The organism is Streptomyces sp. 8N616 (assembly GCF_052246385.1).
Taxonomy (GTDB): Bacteria; Actinomycetota; Actinomycetes; order Streptomycetales; family Streptomycetaceae; genus Streptomyces.
This window is the reverse complement of sequence record NZ_JBQQBY010000010.1, coordinates 97296-116261: the sequence shown is the minus strand read 5'-3', so window position 1 is coordinate 116261 and position 18966 is coordinate 97296. Positions and strand designations below refer to the sequence as shown.

14 protein-coding genes are annotated in these 18966 nt (G+C 71.3%); 11 read left to right on the top strand and 3 right to left on the bottom strand.

Annotated features, from left to right (window positions below):
* Positions 1 to 97 precede the first annotated feature (97 nt).
* From ACTWQC_RS11600 to ACTWQC_RS11580, 5 genes are all read left to right on the top strand, one after another.
* The gene (locus ACTWQC_RS11600) at positions 98 to 2980 is read left to right on the top strand and encodes a vitamin B12-dependent ribonucleotide reductase (protein WP_443315534.1); all 2883 of its coding nucleotides are present in this window, start codon (positions 98 to 100) and stop codon (positions 2978 to 2980) included.
* A 66-nt stretch (positions 2981 to 3046) separates the two neighbouring features.
* Positions 3047 to 3652: a YdbC family protein gene (locus ACTWQC_RS11595; protein WP_443315533.1), complete on the top strand. Its 606-nt coding sequence runs from the start codon at positions 3047 to 3049 to the stop codon at positions 3650 to 3652.
* Between the two features lie 40 nt (positions 3653 to 3692).
* On the top strand, positions 3693 to 4352 hold the full coding sequence (locus ACTWQC_RS11590) for a histidine phosphatase family protein (protein ID WP_443315532.1): 660 nt from the start codon (positions 3693 to 3695) through the stop codon (positions 4350 to 4352).
* Positions 4353 to 4364: 12 nt separating this feature from the next.
* Positions 4365 to 5273 carry an ADP-ribosylglycohydrolase family protein gene (locus ACTWQC_RS11585; protein WP_443315531.1) on the top strand — a complete coding sequence of 303 codons (909 nt, stop codon included), beginning with the start codon at positions 4365 to 4367 and terminating at the stop codon, positions 5271 to 5273.
* Positions 5274 to 5532: 259 nt separating this feature from the next.
* Positions 5533 to 7293 carry a DUF4153 domain-containing protein gene (locus ACTWQC_RS11580; protein WP_443315530.1) on the top strand — a complete coding sequence of 587 codons (1761 nt, stop codon included), beginning with the start codon at positions 5533 to 5535 and terminating at the stop codon, positions 7291 to 7293.
* A gap of 167 nt (positions 7294 to 7460) precedes the next feature.
* Here the strand turns inward: ACTWQC_RS11580 and ACTWQC_RS11575 are convergent, their stop codons facing one another.
* Positions 7461 to 9014 carry an MFS transporter gene (locus ACTWQC_RS11575; RefSeq protein ID WP_443315529.1) on the bottom strand — a complete coding sequence of 518 codons (1554 nt, stop codon included), beginning with the start codon at positions 9012 to 9014 and terminating at the stop codon, positions 7461 to 7463.
* Between the two features lie 116 nt (positions 9015 to 9130).
* Here ACTWQC_RS11575 and ACTWQC_RS11570 point away from each other — a divergent pair, with 116 nt between their 5' ends.
* The 3 genes from ACTWQC_RS11570 to ACTWQC_RS11560 all read left to right on the top strand — a co-directional run bounded on the left by ACTWQC_RS11570 (position 9131) and on the right by ACTWQC_RS11560 (position 11182).
* Positions 9131 to 9754: a TetR/AcrR family transcriptional regulator gene (locus ACTWQC_RS11570; protein ID WP_443315528.1), complete on the top strand. Its 624-nt coding sequence runs from the start codon at positions 9131 to 9133 to the stop codon at positions 9752 to 9754.
* 47 nt (positions 9755 to 9801) lie between these two features.
* Entirely contained in the window at positions 9802 to 10503 is a 702-nt protein-coding gene (locus tag ACTWQC_RS11565) for a ribonuclease HII (protein WP_443315527.1), read from the top strand.
* Positions 10504 to 10570: 67 nt separating this feature from the next.
* A complete protein-coding gene (locus ACTWQC_RS11560) occupies positions 10571 to 11182 on the top strand; it encodes a hypothetical protein (protein ID WP_443315526.1) in 612 nt (203 codons plus the stop codon).
* 104 nt (positions 11183 to 11286) lie between these two features.
* Here ACTWQC_RS11560 and ACTWQC_RS11555 read toward each other — a convergent pair whose 3' ends face one another.
* Both ACTWQC_RS11555 and ACTWQC_RS11550 read right to left on the bottom strand, forming a co-directional pair.
* Entirely contained in the window at positions 11287 to 11925 is a 639-nt protein-coding gene (locus tag ACTWQC_RS11555) for a hypothetical protein (RefSeq protein ID WP_443315525.1), read from the bottom strand.
* A gap of 206 nt (positions 11926 to 12131) precedes the next feature.
* Entirely contained in the window at positions 12132 to 14297 is a 2166-nt protein-coding gene (locus ACTWQC_RS11550; RefSeq protein ID WP_443315524.1) for a RecQ family ATP-dependent DNA helicase, read from the bottom strand.
* 146 nt (positions 14298 to 14443) lie between these two features.
* On the opposite strand from ACTWQC_RS11550, the gene ACTWQC_RS11545 reads away from it, so the two are divergent.
* The 3 genes from ACTWQC_RS11545 to ACTWQC_RS11535 all read left to right on the top strand — a co-directional run bounded on the left by ACTWQC_RS11545 (position 14444) and on the right by ACTWQC_RS11535 (position 18952).
* On the top strand, positions 14444 to 15718 hold the full coding sequence (locus tag ACTWQC_RS11545; RefSeq protein ID WP_443315523.1) for a DUF4192 domain-containing protein: 1275 nt from the start codon (positions 14444 to 14446) through the stop codon (positions 15716 to 15718).
* Positions 15719 to 15848: 130 nt separating this feature from the next.
* Entirely contained in the window at positions 15849 to 16613 is a 765-nt protein-coding gene (locus ACTWQC_RS11540; protein WP_443315522.1) for an NUDIX hydrolase, read from the top strand.
* 224 nt (positions 16614 to 16837) lie between these two features.
* A complete protein-coding gene (locus ACTWQC_RS11535) occupies positions 16838 to 18952 on the top strand; it encodes an ATP-binding cassette domain-containing protein (protein ID WP_443315521.1) in 2115 nt (704 codons plus the stop codon).
* The last annotated feature ends 14 nt before the right edge of the window (positions 18953 to 18966 follow it).

Below are 18966 nucleotides of genomic sequence, written 5' to 3'. Positions count from 1 at the left end.
GCCCGGGGCGCGCTGGAGCGCCGGGGCATCAGACAGACACCGTGCCTAGGGGAAGAAAAAGGCACATCAGGGCGTTATGCCCTTTTAGGGAGGCGGCATGACAGAGACGACGAGCGGCCCGGCACGAAGCTCCCGTGCCAAAGGCAGCAAGGCGAGCAAGGGGCTGCGTATCGAGCGCATCCACACCACCCCCGGCATGCACCCGTACGACGAGGTGGTCTGGGAGCGCCGTGACGTCGTCATGACCAACTGGCGTGACGGATCGGTCAACTTCGAGCAGCGCGGCGTCGAGTTCCCCGACTTCTGGTCGGTGAACGCCGTGAACATCGTCACGAGCAAGTACTTCCGCGGCGCCGTCGGTTCGCCCGTCCGCGAGTCCAGCCTGAAGCAGCTCATCGACCGCGTGGTCAGGACCTACCGCAAGGCTGGCGAGGACCACGGGTACTTCGCCTCCCCGGCCGACGCCGAGATCTTCGACCACGAGCTCACCTACGCCCTGCTGCACCAGGTGTTCAGCTTCAACTCCCCGGTCTGGTTCAACGTCGGCACCAAGCAGCCGCAGCAGGTGTCCGCCTGCTTCATCCTCTCCGTCGACGACTCCATGGAGTCGATCCTCGACTGGTACAAGGAAGAGGGGATGATCTTCAAAGGCGGCTCCGGTGCCGGCCTGAACCTCTCCCGCATCCGGTCCTCCAAGGAGCTGCTCTCCTCCGGTGGCAACGCCTCCGGGCCGGTCTCCTTCATGCGCGGTGCCGACGCCTCCGCAGGAACGATCAAGTCAGGTGGTGCCACCCGCCGCGCGGCCAAGATGGTCGTCCTGGACGTGGACCACCCGGACGTCGAGGCCTTCATCGACACCAAGGTGAAGGAGGAGGAGAAGATCCGCGCCCTGCGCGACGCGGGCTTCGACATGGACCTGGGCGGCGAGGACATCACCTCCGTCCAGTACCAGAACGCCAACAACTCGGTCCGCGTGAACGACGAGTTCATGAAGGCGTACGAGTCCGGCTCGAAGTTCGGGCTGCGCGCCCGCATGACCGGTGAGGTCATCGAAGAGGTCGACGCCAAGGCCCTGTTCCGCAAGATGGCCGAGGCCGCCTGGGCCTGCGCCGACCCCGGCATCCAGTACGACGACACCATCAACCACTGGCACACCTCGCCGGAGACGGGCCGGATCACCGCCTCCAACCCGTGCAGCGAGTACATGCACCTGGACAACTCCTCGTGCAACCTCGCCTCGCTGAACCTGATGAAGTTCCTGCGCGACGACGACCTGGGCAACCAGTCGTTCGACGCCGACCGCTTCGCCAAGGTCGTCGAGTTGGTCATCACGGCGATGGACATCTCCATCTCCTTCGCCGACTTCCCGACCCAGAAGATCGGCGAGACCACGCGCGCGTTCCGCCAGCTGGGCATCGGCTACGCCAACCTCGGCGCGCTGCTGATGGCCACCGGCCACGCGTACGACTCGGACGGCGGCCGGGCGCTCGCGGGTGCCATCACCTCGCTGATGACCGGCACCTCGTACAAGCGCTCCGCCGAGCTGGCCGCGGTCGTCGGCCCGTACGACGGCTACGCCCGCAACGCCGACGCCCACAAGCGCGTCATGAGGCAGCACGCGGACGCCAACGCCGCGGCCAAGCGCATGGACGACCTGGACACCCCGGTCTGGGCCGCTGCCACCGAGGCGTGGCAGGACGTCATCCGCCTCGGCGACAAGAGCGGCTTCCGTAACGCCCAGGCCTCCGTGCTTGCCCCCACGGGCACCATCGGCCTGATGATGGACTGCGACACCACGGGCGTCGAGCCGGACCTGGCCCTGGTCAAGTTCAAGAAGCTGGTCGGCGGCGGCTCGATGCAGATCGTGAACAACACGGTCCCGAAGGCGCTGAAGCGGCTCGGCTACCAGCCGGAGCAGGTCGAGGCGATCGTCGCCCACATCGCCGAGCACGGCAACGTCATCGACGCCCCTGGCCTGCGGCACGAGCACTACGAGGTCTTCGACTGCGCGATGGGCGAGCGCTCCATCTCACCGATGGGCCACGTGCGCATGATGGCGGCGGCCCAGCCGTTCCTGTCGGGCGCCATCTCCAAGACCGTGAACATGCCGGAGTCGGCCACGGTCGAGGAGATCGAGGAGATCTACTTCGAGGGATGGAAGCTCGGCCTGAAGGCGCTCGCGATCTACCGCGACAACTGCAAGGTCGGCCAGCCCCTCTCCGCCAAGAAGAAGGAGGAGAAGGCCGCGGAGCAGGCGGAGCCGGTGCCGGAGAAGGTCGTCGAGTACCGGCCGGTCCGCAAGCGCCTCCCGAAGGGCCGCCCCGGCATCACCACGTCCTTCACGGTGGGCGGCGCCGAGGGCTACATGACGGCCAACTCCTACCCGGACGACGGCCTCGGCGAGGTCTTCCTGAAGATGTCCAAGCAGGGCTCGACCCTCGCGGGCATGATGGACGCCTTCTCGATCGCCGTCTCCGTGGGCCTGCAGTACGGCGTGCCCCTGGAGACGTACGTCTCGAAGTTCACCAACATGCGCTTCGAGCCGGCCGGCATGACGGACGACCCGGACGTGCGGATGGCGCAGTCGATCGTCGACTACATCTTCCGCCGCCTCGCGCTGGACTTCCTGCCGTTCGAGACCCGCTCCGCGCTCGGCATCCACTCGGCCGAGGAGCGCCAGCGCCACCTGGAGACCGGCTCGTACGAGCCGTCCGACGACGAGATGGACGTCGAGGGCCTCGCCCAGTCGGCACCGCGCCATGTCGAGGCCCCCAGGAAGACCTCGCCGTCGTCGCCGAAGCCCGAGGTGACCGCAGCCGTGCCCGCCCCGAAGGAGGCGCACAGCTCCACGGAGCTGGTCGAGATGCAGCTCGGCCTGAACGCCGACGCCCCGCTGTGCTTCTCCTGCGGCACCAAGATGCGCCGCGCGGGCAGCTGCTACCTGTGCGAGGGCTGCGGCTCGACCAGCGGCTGCAGCTGATCAGCTGATCGCGAATGATTGACGAGTGGGAGCCGGCCGCCGGCCGGCTCCCACTACGATGGCGCGGTGCTGGTCAAGTGGATTCGCTGTACCGTGGTGGACCGCCGGGGGTTCGAGCGGGGGCAGCGGAAATGGGCGGGGCTGCTCGGCGAGCCGGGGTTCCGGGGGCAGGGCGGTGGCTGGAGCCGGGCGCGGCCCGACGTCGCGCATCTCTTCGCCTTCTGGGAGAGCCGGGCCTTCTACGACTCCTTCATGGCGCGGTCGCACGACCGGCTCGCGGCTGCCCAGTCCGGCACCTTCAAGGACGCCCGGTTCCGGCTGTTCGAGCACCGCTTCGATGTGAAGGTCGGATTCAAGCCGGTCTTCTCGGACGCCGATGTGGCACGGGTGGCTCACTGCCGGGTCCGCGAGGACCGGGTGGAGCACTTCACGCTCATGCAGGAGAAGGTGTGGAACCCGGCGATGGCCGGGTCGCCCGGCATGCTGCGCGGGGTCTTCGGGGAGGCACCCGGGAACGAGTTCCTGGTGCTGTCGCTGTGGGACTCCGCAGCGGAGCACGGGAAGTACCGCCAGGAGCGCGTGGAGCGGCTGGCGCTGCGGACCCAGCTCGAGGCCGACATATCCGCACTCGCCGGTGATGTCGTGGCCCTCGAACCGACCTGGGCGGTCTGAGGGCACGGCGATCCCCGGACCGGCGAATTATGGTGGCCGCATGGCACGGCCCCGGCGCATCGTCCTCCTCCGGCACGGAGAGTCGGAGGGCAATGCCGACGACACGGTCTACGAGCGGCTGCCGGATCACGCGCTGCATCTGACGCGGAGCGGTTGGCACCAGGCGGAGGAGGCCGGGGTCCGGCTGCGTGCGATGTTCGGCGAGGAGCGCATCAGCGCGTACGTCTCCCCGTACCGGCGGACCCACCAGACCTTCAAGGCGCTGGACCTCGACCCCCGGCGGGTGCGGATGCGGGAGGAGCCGCGGCTGCGGGAGCAGGACTGGGGCAACTGGCAGGACGCCGAGGACGTGCGGCTGCAGAAGGTCTACCGCGACGCGTACGGGCACTTCTTCTACCGCTTCGCGCAGGGGGAGTCCGGCGCGGACGTCTACGACCGGGTGGGCGCGTTCCTGGAGAGCCTGCACCGCAGCTTCGAGGACCCTGACCACCCGCCCAATGTGCTGCTGGTCACACACGGTCTGACCATGCGGCTGTTCTGCATGCGCTGGTTCCACTGGACCGTGGCGGAGTTCGAGTCCCTGTCGAATCCCGGCAACGGAGAGTTCCGGACGCTGGTCCTGGAACCAGGCGGCAAGTACCACCTGGACCGGCCCTTCGAGCGCTGGTGCACCCCGGAGTCGTACGACGTCACCGGCTAGAGTGTCAGGGCGATGACCGCTGATCCCACTCTTACGCGACGCTGCGAGCGTGCCCTCGCGAGCCTGCGGGGGCTGGCCGTGGGCGACGCCCTGGGCTCCCAGTTCTTCGTGCCGTCGAACTATCCCGCGCTGAAGCGGCGGGAGCTGCCTCCCGGCATCTGGCAGTGGACGGACGACACCGAGATGGCCTGCTCGGTCCTTTCCGTGCTGGTGGAGCACGGCCGGATCGACCAGGACGCGCTCGCCCGGTCCTTCGCCGAGCACCACGACTTCGACCGCGGCTACGGACCGGCCGTGAACCGGATGCTGCGGCTGATCAGGGAGGGCGGCGACTGGCGTGAGCTCGCCGCCGCGCTCTTCAACGGGCAGGGGTCGTGGGGCAACGGCGCCGCGATGCGGATCGCTCCGCTCGGCGCCTGGTACGCCGGTGACGTGGAGCAGGCCACGCACCAGGCGGAGATCTCCTCGTACACCACTCACCAGCACCGCGAGGCGGTCGCGGGGGCGATGGCGGTCGCTGCAGGGGCGGCCCTGGTCGCGAACCCGGACGGCCTCCCGGCGCCGGAGGCGCTGCTGGACGGCGTGATCGAGCTCGTGCCGCGGAGCGCCGTGCAGGCGGGTCTGCGGCGCGCTCGCGACATGCTCGACTACGGCGACGCAGGCACGGTCGCGGCCGTCCTCGGCTCCGGCCGTCGCACGAGCGCGCACGACACCGTGCCGTTCACGCTCTGGGCCGCGGCCCGCCACCTCGACGACTACGCGGGAGCGTTCTGGACCACGGCTCAGGTCGGTGGCGATATGGACACCACCTGCGCGATCGTGGGCGGAATCGTTGCGGCCACGGACGCCGGTGCTCCGCCGCCCCAGTGGCAGGAACGCACCGAGCCGCTCCCGGCTTGGACCCCGGCCGTAGAGGTCTGACCTCCAACCTCTGACTCCTCGCCCTCTGGCCCTCCAACCGGCCGCCTGGTCTCGTCGTACGTCTCGGCCGGCCGGATCCCTCCGTCACGGTCGGGCCACAGCTTGCCTCACGGATGGGTGGAGCGGCGCCACATGGCCGGAACTGGGCTTACGCTGACGGCCACGTCGCCGTGTCGATCTTGACAGGTACGTGCCGAAACGAGATGCCGGGCCGTGTGCGCCGCAGCGCTGCGAACGAGCCCGGCGGGGAGGGGGTCCCGTGTCAGATCAGCAGTCCACCGCTCCGGAGCCGAAGGGGCCGGCGGCCGAGGGAGCGGAGCCGCACGAGGCGGTGCCGCACGACCAGTACGCACCCGGGTCTGCCCCGGATGCCGAGTCGGCCCAGGAGGCCGAGGAGCCGGAAGACGCCATACCGGAGTCGCAGGAGAGCCCGGCGGAGGTCCTGGCGGAGGCCCATGCGGAGGCCCAGGCCCGTCTCCGGAAACCGCAGCCGTACGAGGACAGCGGGGTTCAGTGGAGGCCCGTCCGCCCGCCGGCACCGCAGTGGCGCCTGGACATCCAGCCCGACCCGCCGGCCCCGATCGGCCCCGCCACCCTGTGGGCCGCCTTCGCCACAGCGGGCCTGAGCGCCCTGCTGCTGCAAGAAGGGATGGGCGTCAACCTTCTCATCGTGGCGGGGGCAGCAGCCTTCACCGCAGCCTTCGCCGCCCATGCCGCGGGCCGCCGGATCCGGCCCTGGACCCTGGTGTGGGCGGTCGGCGGGCTGGCCCTGCTCGCGGTGCCCGCCCTGCGCGACGCCGGATGGCCCGCCTTCCTCGCCATCCTCGCGGCTCTCGCTCTCGGGTCACTCGCCCTGCACGGAGGCCGCACCTGGCGAGGCGCCCTGCTCGGCTCGGTCGGCGTGCTGGGCGCGCTGGTGCCCGGCGGCCGGTGGGCCTGGCAGGGGTTGCGCGAGCGAGCCGGCGGTACCCGGGACCGCTGGTGGCCCGTGGTCCGTACGGCGGGCGTGGCGGCCGCCCTCTTGGTCGTCTTCGGTGCGCTCTTCGCGGGTGCCGATGCCGCCTTCGCCGACCTGCTCGGCGGCCTGGCGCCCGATGTGACCATCGGGGACAGTCCGGTCCGTGCCTTCTTCTTCCTCCTCGGGCTCTTCGGTGCGCTCGCTGCGGCACGTACGGCCGCCGCACCGCTGCGCTGGGACCGGATCAAGGGCAGGCCGGGCCGACCGCGGGGCAGAATCGAGTGGGCCCTGCCGCTGGTCGTGCTCAACGCGCTCTTCGCTGCCTTCATCGCCGTGCAACTCGCCGTGCTCTTCGGCGGATACGACAAGGTGCTCAGTGAGACGGGGCTGACGTATGCGCAGTACGCCCGTCAGGGCTTCTGGCAGCTGCTCTGGGCAACCCTCCTCACTCTGGTCGTCATCGCGGTGGCGCTGCGCTTGGCCCCGCGCGGGGCTCAGCGGGACCGGACGCTGGTCCGCGCCGTGCTCGGTACGCTCTGTGCTCTCACGCTGGTCGTGGTCGCCTCCGCCCTGCGGCGTATGGATCTGTACGTCGATGCATACGGCCTTACCCGGCTGAGGATTTCAGTGGCCGGAGTCGAGTTCTGGCTCGGCCTTGTCATCGTGCTGATCATGGTCGCAGGTGTTGCCGGCGGCCGGTGGCTGCCCAGGGCCGTGGTGGGAAGTGCGGCAGCCGCCGTGCTGGCCTTCGGACTGCTGTCACCGGACGGGCTCGTGGCCGAGCAGAACATCGAACGGTACGAGCGCACCGGCAAGATCGACCTCGAGTACCTCCAGGACCTGTCGGCGGACGCCGTGCCCGCCCTCGACGGGCTGCCCGAGCCGGAGCGCTCCTGTGCCCTGCGGGACATCGAACGTCATCTGCAGTCCGCAGATGAGCCCTGGTACGCCACGAGCTTCGGGGAGCACCGGGCCCGTGCCATCCTTCGGGACCGTCCGCTTGCGGGCACGGACTCCTGCGACCGCGCCGGGCTGTACGGCGGCGAGCGCGAGGCCTACTAGCCCTCCCGCCCGAGCCCGAGCCCGGGCCCGGGCCCGTCCCCGCCTGGGCCCGTCCCCGCCTGGGCCCCGTCCCGCCCGGGCCCGTAGGTTCGAGCCCTGTCCTGTCCGAGCCCGCCCCCGGCCCCCTTCCGTGTCCCACACACGAGGAGGCCGGGGGAGCGGTCGAATCAGGCGACAGGGCCGCCGGCACCGGCGACACCGCCGAGCGCCTCCAGATCGCTCTTCCGCACCCGGACCACCACGACCGCGATGACCAGCGCGAGCAGGACCATGCCCGCACCTGCGACGAAGGCCGTGGATATGCCCTCGGCCAGCACATGGTGCCCCCAGGGGGCCGGCAGCTCATGGGACTTGGCGAACTCCGCCTTCTGCCCGGGCGTGGCTTGCGCCATGAAGGACGGGACCTGGCGCTCCGCCTCGTTCCGGCTCGCCGTGCCGAAGACCGTCACCAGAATCGACAGGCCCAGTGAACCGCCGACCTGCTGCGTCGCATTGAGCAGACCGGATGCGGCACCCGCCTCGTGCTGCGCGACTCCGGACACCGCGGTGAGCGTCAGCGTCACGAAGTTGAGGCCCATGCCGAAGCCGAACAGCAGCATCGGCCCCAGCACCCCGCCCGCGTACGAGCTGTCGGGCCCGATCAGGGTGAGCCAGCTCATGCCGACCGCGGTGATCAGCGAGCCCACCACGAGGAACGGCTTGGGCCCAAGGGCGGGCAGCAGGCGTTGCGACAGCCCGGCCGCCACCGCGATGGCCGCGGTCACGGGAAGGAAGGCGAGGCCCGCCTCAATCGGGGTGTACTGCAGCACGTTCTGCACGAAGAGCACGATGAAGAAGAACATGCCGAACATCGCCGCCGAGAGGCTCAGCATGATCACGTACGTCCCGGAGCGGTTCCGGTCGGCGAACATCTTCAGCGGCGTGATCGGCTCCCGTGCCCGCTGCTCGATCAGGGCGAACGCGGCCAGCAGCACCAGCGCCGCCGCGAATGCCCCGAGGGTCAGCTCGTCCCGCCACCCCTCCTCCGACGCACGGATGAAGCCGTAGACCAGCGAGGCCATACCGGTGGTGGAGGTCAGCGCACCGGCGAAGTCGAAGCGGCCGGGGTGGCGTTGTGACTCGCTGATGTAGACCGGGGCGAGTGCGGCGATCAGGATGCCGATCGGAACATTGACGAACAGCACCCAGCGCCAGTCGAGCCACTCAGTGAGCATGCCACCCGCCAGCAGTCCTATCGCACCGCCTCCGGCGGACACCGCGGCGAAGACCCCGAACGCCCGGTTACGCTCCGGCCCTTCGGGAAACGTGGTGGTGATCAGGGCGAGCGAGGTGGGCGAGGCGATAGCGCCGCCGACTCCCTGCAGGGCGCGGGCGGTGAGCAACTGCCAGGGCTCCTGGGCGAATCCGCCGAGCAAGGAGGCGAGCGTGAAGATCAGGATGCCCGTTATGAACACGCGCCGGCGGCCGAGAATGTCGCCCGCCCGCCCGCCGAGCAGCAGCAGCCCGCCGAACGTCAGCGTGTAGGCGCTGAGAACCCACGAGAGGTCAGTGGTGGAGAAGCTGAGCGCCTCCTGGATGTGCGGGAGCGCGATATTCACAATCGTGGCGTCGAGTACCACCATGAGTTGGCAGGCGGCGATGACGGCGAGGGCGACACCCGGCCGGCCTTCCCGACGTGCGGCGCCCGGCTTGCGTGGAGCCGCTAACTGAGAGGTTGTCACTACGGTTCCCCCATAACAGACTTAGTGAACGGTGACGTTCACTGCATGACCGACAGTAGTCACCCGCACTCAGTGAACGCAACCGTTCACTAGAAATTCCCAACGGAGTGAATTCGATGGCCACTTCACGCCGGACGACCGCCGAGGCACCGCCGGTGTCCCTGCGCCGCCGTGGCCCCGTGCTCGAGCGAGCCATCCTCGACGCCACGCTCGACCAGCTGAGCACCGTGGGCTGGAGCGGCCTCACCATGGAAGGGGTCGCCACGGCGGCACAGACGGGCAAAGCGGCCGTCTACCGGCGCTGGGCGTCCAAGGAGGACCTCGTCGCCGACGCGCTGCGTGCGGGCCTGCCCACGCTCGACAGCCCCCCGGACTGCGGCAGCGTGCGCGACGATCTCATCCACCTGAGCTGCGGTCTGCGCGACGCGATGTTCTCGCGACCGGGTTACGCGCTGCGCTCCGTCCTTCACGAATGCGACAGCTCGTCCGCGGAGCGCTTCCTCGACCTGATCCTGAACGGGGTGGTCATGCCGGGCAAGCGGCTCATCGGCGAGGTCGTCCGGCGCGGAATCAAGCGCGGCGACGTACGGCCCGACGCCACCGGCGAGCATGTCGCCGATGTGCTCCCCGCCCTCATGATGTACCGGTCCAAGGTGTGCAGCAGCGAACTGCCGAAGCAAGAGATCACCGAGTTCGTCGACGAGGTGATGGTGCCGCTGCTGCGCCCTCACCCCGGCTGATGCCCACCTGCCACGGGGCCGCCCAGGCGGCGTAATCTGATGGCGCCATGCTCTACGAACCGCCTACTCACACCGTTGAGCGCTCACTGCGCGCCACCACCGGTGCCCGCATCGTGGCCGGCATCGATGAGGTCGGGCGCGGTGCCTGGGCCGGTCCGGTCACGGTGTGCGCCGCCATCACCGGGCTGCGGCGTCCGCCCGAGGGTCTCACGGACTCCAAACTGCTGACCCCCAAGCGCCGCACCGAGCTGGCCGGGCTTCTCGAGGGGTGGGTGAGCGCACACGCACTGGGCCATTCCTCCCCGCACGAGATCGACGAGCTGGGGATGACCGCGGCCCTGCGCCTCGCGGCGTTGCGGGCGCTCGAGGCGCTACCGGTGCAGCCCGACGCGGTGATCCTCGACGGCAAGCACAACTACCTGGGAGCGCCCTGGCGGGTCCGTACGGTCATCAAGGGTGATCAGAAGTGTGTCGCGGTCGCCGCCGCCTCGGTGATCGCGAAGGTGCGCCGGGACGCGATGATGGCGGAACTGGGCCTGGAGTGCCCGGACTTCGGCTTCACCGCCAATGCGGGATATCCCTCGCCGGTGCACCGCGCCGCCCTCGAGAAGCTGGGCCCCACTGCCTACCACCGCATGTCGTGGGCCTACTGGGACGCGCTGCCCCGCTGGCAGCACCTCAAGCTGAAGCGGGGCTGGACAGGGGATGAGGAGCTGGAATCCGGAGGGCAGCTCGGCTTCGACTTCTGAGCGGCTGCCCGATTTCTACCCCGCCCCGCCGATGCGTACCGCACCGGCGTTTGATAGACATCAGCTCATGCCTCTCATCCCCGAGGAGCCTCAGATTCACGAGAGTGTCCCGGGTCCCCGCGCTACTCCGGCCGCCGGCCGATCCGCGCCGACCCCCCGTCCTGTTCCTGGTCCCGGACCCGGGCCCGCCCCGATGCGGCCCGGTCGTCCCGGTCCGCAGCGCGGCCACGCCGCACCACCCGCCCAGCGCGGCTCGCGCGACGCGGCCACGCCCGCGGCGTCCGCCCAGGTCCCGCAGATCCAGTTGATCCCCGCCTCCGCCGAAGGAGCGCTGGACGCGGCCGAGGAGGCCGTGGACCTGCTGCTGGAGTCCGGCCGTGCCCCGCAGGACGTCCTCCTGCTGACCACGGGCGAGCAGCATCCGTGGGCGGCGCACGAGCTGTCCTTCGGCGAGGACTCGTACTGGGCTCAGCACGACGCCCGCGACGACGTCTTCTACGCGGACGCGGCGGCGGCAGAGCGCGCGGCGAGCCGCCCCGTTGTGGTCGTGGCGGTGAACGGCGGGGCGGACGACGCCATTGCCCGTGCGCTGCCCGCGGCCATGTCCCGGGCGGGCGTGCTACTGATCGTCTGCGGCGACCCGCAGCGGATCAACTCGCTCATCGGCGCCGGAGTCTGACCGCCGGGTTCCCGGCACCCGGCGTGGCACGTGGGCGGCGTACGGCGATGGCCTGTGCGGTGACGCCTTGCGCGGATGCCCGGGTACGGGCCCCCGTACGGCCGTCAGTGCGCCGCCGCGTGGCGCAGCGTCCCCGCGCCCCCGCCCGCAGAATGCAGGGCCGCGGCAGTGACCGCGTCCCATCGCTCGACGACTTCGTGGTTCTCTTCCGGGCCGGAGGACGCGTGGGGGCGGCGGCCGGCGCGTCCCTCGCCGAGCACCTGCCAGCCCTCCCGCGTCAGCGTGATGTACGCGCCGCAGCGCAGCCCGTGCAGTGTGCAGGCGTCGCGCAGCCCCCACATCCACGCGCCGTCCTCCTCGGTCCACCGGGCGTCGCCGTTCCGGCAGTAGATGAGTACGGCCGTGCGGACGGGCACGCGTCGGCGCAGGTCGTGCGGGATGATCCGGCGGAGTTGCGTCAGCAGGGAATTCCGGAACACCCAGCCGTCAGCCGCGCTCGCGAGGCGGCTGAAGGACGCGCTCGCGGCGACTCGCTCGTCCGCTTCGAGAACGGCGACCACTGCGGTCGACGGCGTCGGCAGATGGCGGCTGTGGAGGCCGGTGACGACCTCGCGGGGGTTGCGCAGCAGAGGGATACCAGCCGCGGCCCACTCCGCGGGTTCGAGCATCCGGCCCAGCCTGGACGGGGAGCCCGCGGCCGCGGAGAAGGACGCGGCGGACGGCGGAGCGAAGCCGGAGGTCACGGTCCTCCCTTCGTCTGCGTCTGCTCGCCCGCGACGCCGGGCGGAGCCTGTTCGGGCGCACCACGACAGTGCCCTTCCGAACTGGCAGGCCGGTGCGGGGGACACTGCCAATTCTTGCGAGCGTACTCGCAGGCGGCAATGAGCAATTGGCGCCGACGACCGGTATCTGGCGATGCGCCGCCTATATCCCTGCGATGCTTCCCGGATCACCCCTGCACAGCGAGGACCAGCGGAAAGACTCCCTCGGCCCCGGCCTTGCGGAGCAGCCGGGCAGCCACGGCGAGGGTCCAGCCCGTGTCGGCCAGATCGTCCACCAGCAACACCGGCCCGCGGGCCGCGTCCAGCGCATGGGAGAGCTCGGGGGGCACCATCAGCGCGCCGTGCAGCGCCCGGAGCCGCTGCGCGCTGTTGGTGCGCGGCACCCTGGTGTCCGTGGTTTCGTCCGCATAGACGACCGAGCCGAGCAGGGGCATCCTGCCGACCACCGCGATGTGTTCGCCCAGGCTCCCGATCAGCTGCGGACGGGTGCGTGACGCAAGGGTGACCACGCCGATGGGCCGGCTGGGGGCTTCCGGAGTCCCCGATGCCCAACCGCCGGGTCCCTTCGCCCAGTCGGCGAGCACGGTCACGACCGCTTCGGCCACGTCCCTCGGAACCGGCCCGTCCTGGCCCTGCGCGGAGAGCATCGGCCTCAGCCGGTTTCCCCATCCGATGTCGGAGAGACGCCCCAGGGCCCGCCCCGGCGCAGCCTGTTCGGCAGCGGGGATCCGGCCCTTGAGGTCCACGCCCACGGCGGCCAGCCCGGTCGGCCACATCCGGCGCGGCTCCACCTCGACTCCGGGACGGCCGAGCTCGCCACGGGCGGCTTCCAGGGAGCCCGCGGAGACCTCGGCGGTGAAGCGCGCGCTCGCACAGTTGTCACAGCGCCCGCAGGAAGCCGCGGCCTCGTCGTCCAACTGCCGCCGCAGGAACTCCATGCGGCACTCATCCGTGGCGGCATAGTCGCGCATCGCCTGCTGCTCGGCCTCACGCTGACGGGCCACCCATGCGTAGCGCTCGGCGTCGTACACCCATGGCCGGCCCGTGGCCGTCCAGCCACCGCGCACCCGGTGCACCGCCCCGTCCACGTCGAGGACCTTGAGCATCGTCTCCAGCCGTGACCGCCGGAGGTCGACCTGGGGCTCCAGGGCGGGCAGGGACAGCGGCCGCCCCGCCTGGGCGAGCACATCGAGCGTGCGCCGCACCTGCTCCTCGGCGGGGAAGGCCAGCGAGGCGAAGTAGCGCCAGATCGCCTCGTCCTCGGGGCCGGGCAGCAGAAGCACCTCGGCGTGCTCAACACCGCGTCCGGCACGCCCCACCTGCTGGTAGTACGCGATGGGCGAGGACGGCGAGCCGAGGTGCACGACGAACCCCAGGTCCGGCTTGTCGAAGCCCATCCCGAGCGCCGAGGTGGCGACCAGCGCCTTCACCCGGTTCCCGAGCAGGTCGGCCTCGGCCGCCCGGCGGTCGGCGTCCTCGGTCTTCCCGGAGTACGAGGCGACCGTGTGCCCGCGCTGCCGCAGGAACGCCGTCACCTCCTCGGTCGCCGCCACCGTCAGCGTGTAGATGATCCCCGAGCCCGGGAGTTCTGCGAGGTGGTCGGCGAGCCAGGCCAGCCGGTGGGCGGCGTCGGGCAGCCGCAGCACGCCGAGGCTGAGGCTCTCGCGGTCCAGCGGGCCGCGCAGGACAAGGGCCTCCGACGCCGCCCCGCCGGTGCCGAGCTGCTCCGCGACATCCGCGGTGACCCGGGCGTTGGCCGTCGCGGTGGTGGCCAGCACCGGCACGCCCGGTGGCAGGTCGGCGAGCATGGTGCGCAGGCGCCGGTAGTCCGGCCGGAAGTCATGTCCCCAGTCCGAGATGCAGTGTGCCTCGTCGACCACGAGCAGCCCGGTACTGGCGGCGAGTTTCGGCAGGACCTGATCGCGGAAGTCCGGGTTGTTCAACCGCTCCGGGCTCACCAGCAGGACGTCGACCTCACCCGCGGCCACCTCCGCCTGGACGGCGTCCCACTCCTCGGTGTTCGCGGAGTTGATGGTGCGCGCGCGGATACCGGCGCGCTCGGCGGCCTCGACCTGGTTGCGCATGAGCGCGAGCAGAGGCGAGACGATCACCGTGGGCCCGCTGCCGGCGGCGCGCAGCAGGGCCGTGGCGACGAAGTACACCGCCGACTTGCCCCAGCCGGTGCGCTGGACGACCAGGGCCCGGCGGCGCTCCGCGACCAGCGCCTCGATCGCACGCCACTGATCCTCGCGCAGCCGGGCGGTCCCGCCCGGGTCGCCGACGAGGCGGGCGAGTACGGCATCGGCCGACGAACGCAGGTCTTCGTTGCTCATGCCCCCATGCAACCCGATGGCACCGACATCGCGCGAACGAGACCGTCTGCCTGTGGAAAACCCTCGTCCACAGAATTCGTAGGACAATATCCGGGAGTTATCCACAGGGCTTTCGCGACCGGGCGGCCGGACGGCACGGTCGTCGCATGACGCAGCACATCGAACCCTCGCAGCCGTCCGCCATCGACCAGATCACCCTGCGCAGTCCGGCGGAACTCGCCGACGCGCTCCCGTACTTGATGGGCTTTCACCCCGACGACAGCGTCGTCCTCGTCGCTCTGCACGGCGAACGCGGCCGTTTCGGGGCGCGTCTCCGGCTCGGTATTCCCAGCAGCCCCGGCGAGTGGCCTGATGTCGCGGGCCAGCTCGCCGAATGCCTGGTGTCGGGCAGCGAGAAGCGCCTGTCCCGGCCCGAGGGCATCATCGTCTTCCTGTGTCAGGACCCGGAGCCGGGGGAGAACGGGCAGGACGTGATGGAGCGGCTGCGGCCGCTGGCCCAGCAAGTGCGCACGGCGTGCGGCGAACTCGACGTGCCGGTGCTCGAAGCGCTCTGCATTTCCGACCGCCGATTTTGGTCGTATTGCTGCCCCGACGTGCGCTGCTGCCCAGCGGAGGGCACTCCGCTCGGCCTGCCCGGCACGTCCGTGATGGCGGCGGCCGCCACCTATGCCGGGATTCAGGTGCGCGGCTCGCTGCGCGACATGGAAGCCAGGCTCGCGCCCCTCACGGCAACCGAACCGGTCGTGGCAGCGCAGGAGGAGGCGCTGGATGCGGCCACCGCGGAGCTGGTTCCCCGGATTCTCGGGGGAGTGGACCGGGAGACGGTCTGCGGGGAGACGCTCGGCCTCGTCCAGCGGCTGCTGGACCGCTTCGCCGACTCACCGGCGTCGGGCAGCCACCCGGAGGTCGATGCGCGTGACGATGCCCTGGTCACCGACGCGGAAGCCGCCGCGATCATCCTCGGGCTGCAGGACCGCACGACCCGGGACCGCGCCGCGGAGTGGATGGAAGGCCCGGAGGCCGAAGCGGCACTGCGGGTGTGGAGGGCGATCGCCCGGCGCTGCGTCGGTGCATACGGCGATCACGCCGCGGCCCCGCTGACGCTCGCCGGTTGGGTGGCCATGTCCACGGGCGACGAACCCGCGGCCCGGGTCGCCCTCGGCATGGCGCTCCGCACGGACCCGGACTACCTGTTCGCCAAGCTGCTGCACCAGGGCGCCAACGAGGGCCTTGATCCGGAGCTGCTGCGCCGGTGCCTCCGCCAGGAACGAGCCGGGCGCGAGGCCGGTCGACCCGACCGAATGCCACCGCGGTCGCCGTCCGGCCGCCCCCGCGGCCGGACCCGGCCCGACGGACACGCGGTCCGGAGCGGCACGAGCAGCCGCCGCACCGGGCAACGGCGGACCGGGAGCGGATCATGACGCCCGCGGACGAGGCCCCGGCGCCGGACGGGGCCGGCCGCCGGGGCCCGAGCGGAGCAATCCGCAGCCCCCCGCGCACGGGGCCACGCAAGGACCTGTTTATCGTCAGGGAGACGACTATGATCACCGCATGGCGCCCTACGACCCGTCGGCCTTTCCGCCCTTCGCCGTCACTGTCGACCTGGTCGTGCTCACCGTGCGCAGGCACGCGCTGTGTGCGCTGGCCGTGCGCCGTGGTGAGCCACCGTTCCAGGGGCGGTGGGCCCTGCCCGGCGGATTCGTGCGGCCCGACGAGGACCTCGCGGCCGCCGCAGCCCGCGAGCTGGCCGAGGAGACCGGCTTGCTGGCGCACGACCCCTCGGGCCAGTCCCCCGTCAACGGAGCTCACCTCGAGCAGCTCGCCACGTACGGCGACCCCAAGCGCGACCCCCGCATGCGGGTTGTCAGCGTGGCGCATCTGGTACTGGCGCCCGACCTGCCTGCCCCGCGTCCCGGCGGGGACGCGCACAGCGCGCGCTGGGCTCCCGTGGAGGACCTGCTCGGCCAGGAAGGTGGCTTCGGGCGGGACGGGGAGCAGGTCGCCCCCCTGGCCTTCGACCATGCGCAGATCCTCGCGGACGGAGTGGAGCGCGCGCGTTCCAAGATCGAATACTCCTCTCTGGCCACGGCGTTCTGTCCCCAGGAATTCACGGTCGGCGAGCTGCGCCGGGTCTACGAAGCGGTCTGGGGAGTGGCCCTCGATCCGCGCAACTTCCACCGCAAAGTGACCGGGACACCGGGCTTCCTCGTACCGACCGGTGGTACGACGACCCGTCAGGGCGGACGGCCGGCCCAGCTGTTCCGCGCGGGCGGCGCGACGCTCCTCAACCCGCCGATGCTGCGCCCCGAGGTCTGAGGCGAAACCGCCTGCGCCTGGGAGAAGAACGCGGAAGTCGCGGCGGCACCACTTGCGCGCGGGAGCTCGGTGGGCTTCCGGTGGGGAGGGCGCAGCAACCACGCGTCACACGCCAAGTGCTGCGCGCCGCCAGGGAAAGTAGGACATATCGCGTTATCTTGCTCCGGTATCTCGGGTACGGCCCGCAGCCGCCGAGCAGTCTCCCGTCCCCCGCGAGAGAAGCGATGATTCAGGCCATCGGACTGACCAGTGCCCCCCGGCGCAGCGCCCCGCCCGCCGTTGACGACCTGACCTTCGAGGCCCGTCCCGGGCACGTCACCGCCCTGCTGGGTGGTCCCGGCGCGGGCAAGACAACGGCGTTGCGTGTCCTGCTCCAACTCGAGCCGGGCCGCGGCGTTGCCCTCTTCCGCGGCCGCCCCCTGGACCGGATCCCGCACCCCACCCGCGAGGTCGGCGTGGTGCTCGGTGACGTTCCCGGCCATCCCGCACGCACGGCACGCAGCCACGTGCGCATGCTGGGCGCCGCAGCCGGCGTTCCCGCCCAACGCGCCGACGCCGTGCTGGATCTCGTCGGCCTCAGCGGTATCGCCGATCAGCGGCTGGGATCGCTCTCGCGCGGCATGGACCGCAGGCTCGGTCTGGCCGCCGCCTTGATCGGCGACCCGCACACGCTCGTACTCGACGAGCCGGGGCACGGCCTGTCGCCGCGCGAGGCGGCCTGGTTGCACGGAATGCTGCGGCGCTGTGCGGCGCAGGGCAGTGCCGTCCTGATCACCGCCCGTGACCCCAAAGAGGCGGCTCGCGTCGCCGACCGGGTCGTCACCATCCACCGCGGCCGCCTCGTGGCCGACCAGAAGGCGGCCGACTTCGCCCGCACCCGGCTGCGCCCCCGGGTCGCCGTCCGCTCCCCGCACGCCGCCCGCCTCGCCGCCCTGCTCACCGACGAGACGCGCCCCGACGGCCCCTCGGAGGTCGTGCACGAGAGCGGGACACGTATCTGTGTCTACGGCAGCAGCTGTGCAGCCGTGGGTGAGCTGGCCTTCCGCCACGGCATTCTCGTGCATCAACTCGCGGACGAGATCGGTGACTCCGGACCCGTCCCTCATCCGCTCGACCGCGCCGACGGCCGCTCCGCACCCGCCGCGGCGCCGACTGCTCCAGCGGCCGAAGCCCCGCCCGTACAGCGCGACGACCCTCAAGCCCCAGGGGACTCCGCTGCCACCCTCGCTACCCAAGAGCCCGCTGCCGCGCCCGATCCCCAGGAGTCCCCCACCTCCCCAAACTCTCCCGATGCCCCGAGATCTCCGAATGCCCCGGCTGATCCCGCCACGGAGCCCACGCCGTCCGCGGAGGCCACGACCTCCACGGCAGCCCCGACTTCCTCAGCAGCCCCGGCCTCTGGCACCACCCCGGAATCACCCTTCACTCCAAAGACCTCACCATCTCCGCAGTTCTCAGAGTCCCCATCCCCATCACCCTCCCCGTCCCCCGACGCCGAGATCGCCCAGGTCGCGCAGCCCGGTTCCGCCTGGCTCCTTCGTTACGAGCTGCGCCGCGCCGGCGGCGTACGGACCAGCTGGATCGCCGCGGCCGCCACGCTCGCCGTCGGCCTCCTCCTCGCGCTGCTGACGGCCCGTATCAGCGACGCCCCGCCTGCCCGCCTGCTCGCGGGCTGGCCGGGCGAACTCCCGCTCCCGCCCGCCGCGTTCGGGGCCGGGATGCTGGGGGCGCTCGCCTTCGGGCAGGAGTTCCGCTACCCCGCGCTCACCCACGTCAACAGCCCGGTGCCGCGCAGGCTCGGACTGCTGGTCGCCAAGCTCGTCGTCTGTACCGCCGCCGCGGCCGTTCTCGCGATCGTCTCCGCCGCCGTCAACGCCGCAGCGCTGCGGCTCGTCTTCGGCGGTGAGGCGGTCCGGCTGCCGCCCGACTGGCCCGTGGCGGCGGCCGGATGGGCCGGACTCGTCATCGGCTGCACCTGGGCGGGGCTGCTCGCCGCAGGACTGTTCCGCTCGACGGCGACGGGGCTCGCCGCGGTGCTGGCGGTGCCCATGCTCGTCGTCCCTGCGGTACGGGCGATTCCGGTGGGCCCGGCCGCGTACCCGCTCGCCGGGCTGTCCGACCGCCTGCGGTCCACCAGCCTGCTGCAGTGGCCGGGCGGCGTCGACCGCTGGCTCACCGGCGCGCTGCGCCTCGGTGCCCAACCGGTGGGCCAGGCCCTGGCGTTGTCGCTCTGCGCGCTGATCGGCGCTTACCTGGTCGCGGTGTTGCGTGGCAAGGCGGCCTGGTGGCCCCTGCTCCGTCGGGTAGCACGCGAACTGCCCACAACCCAGCGGAGATAGCCCATTTCCTTCCG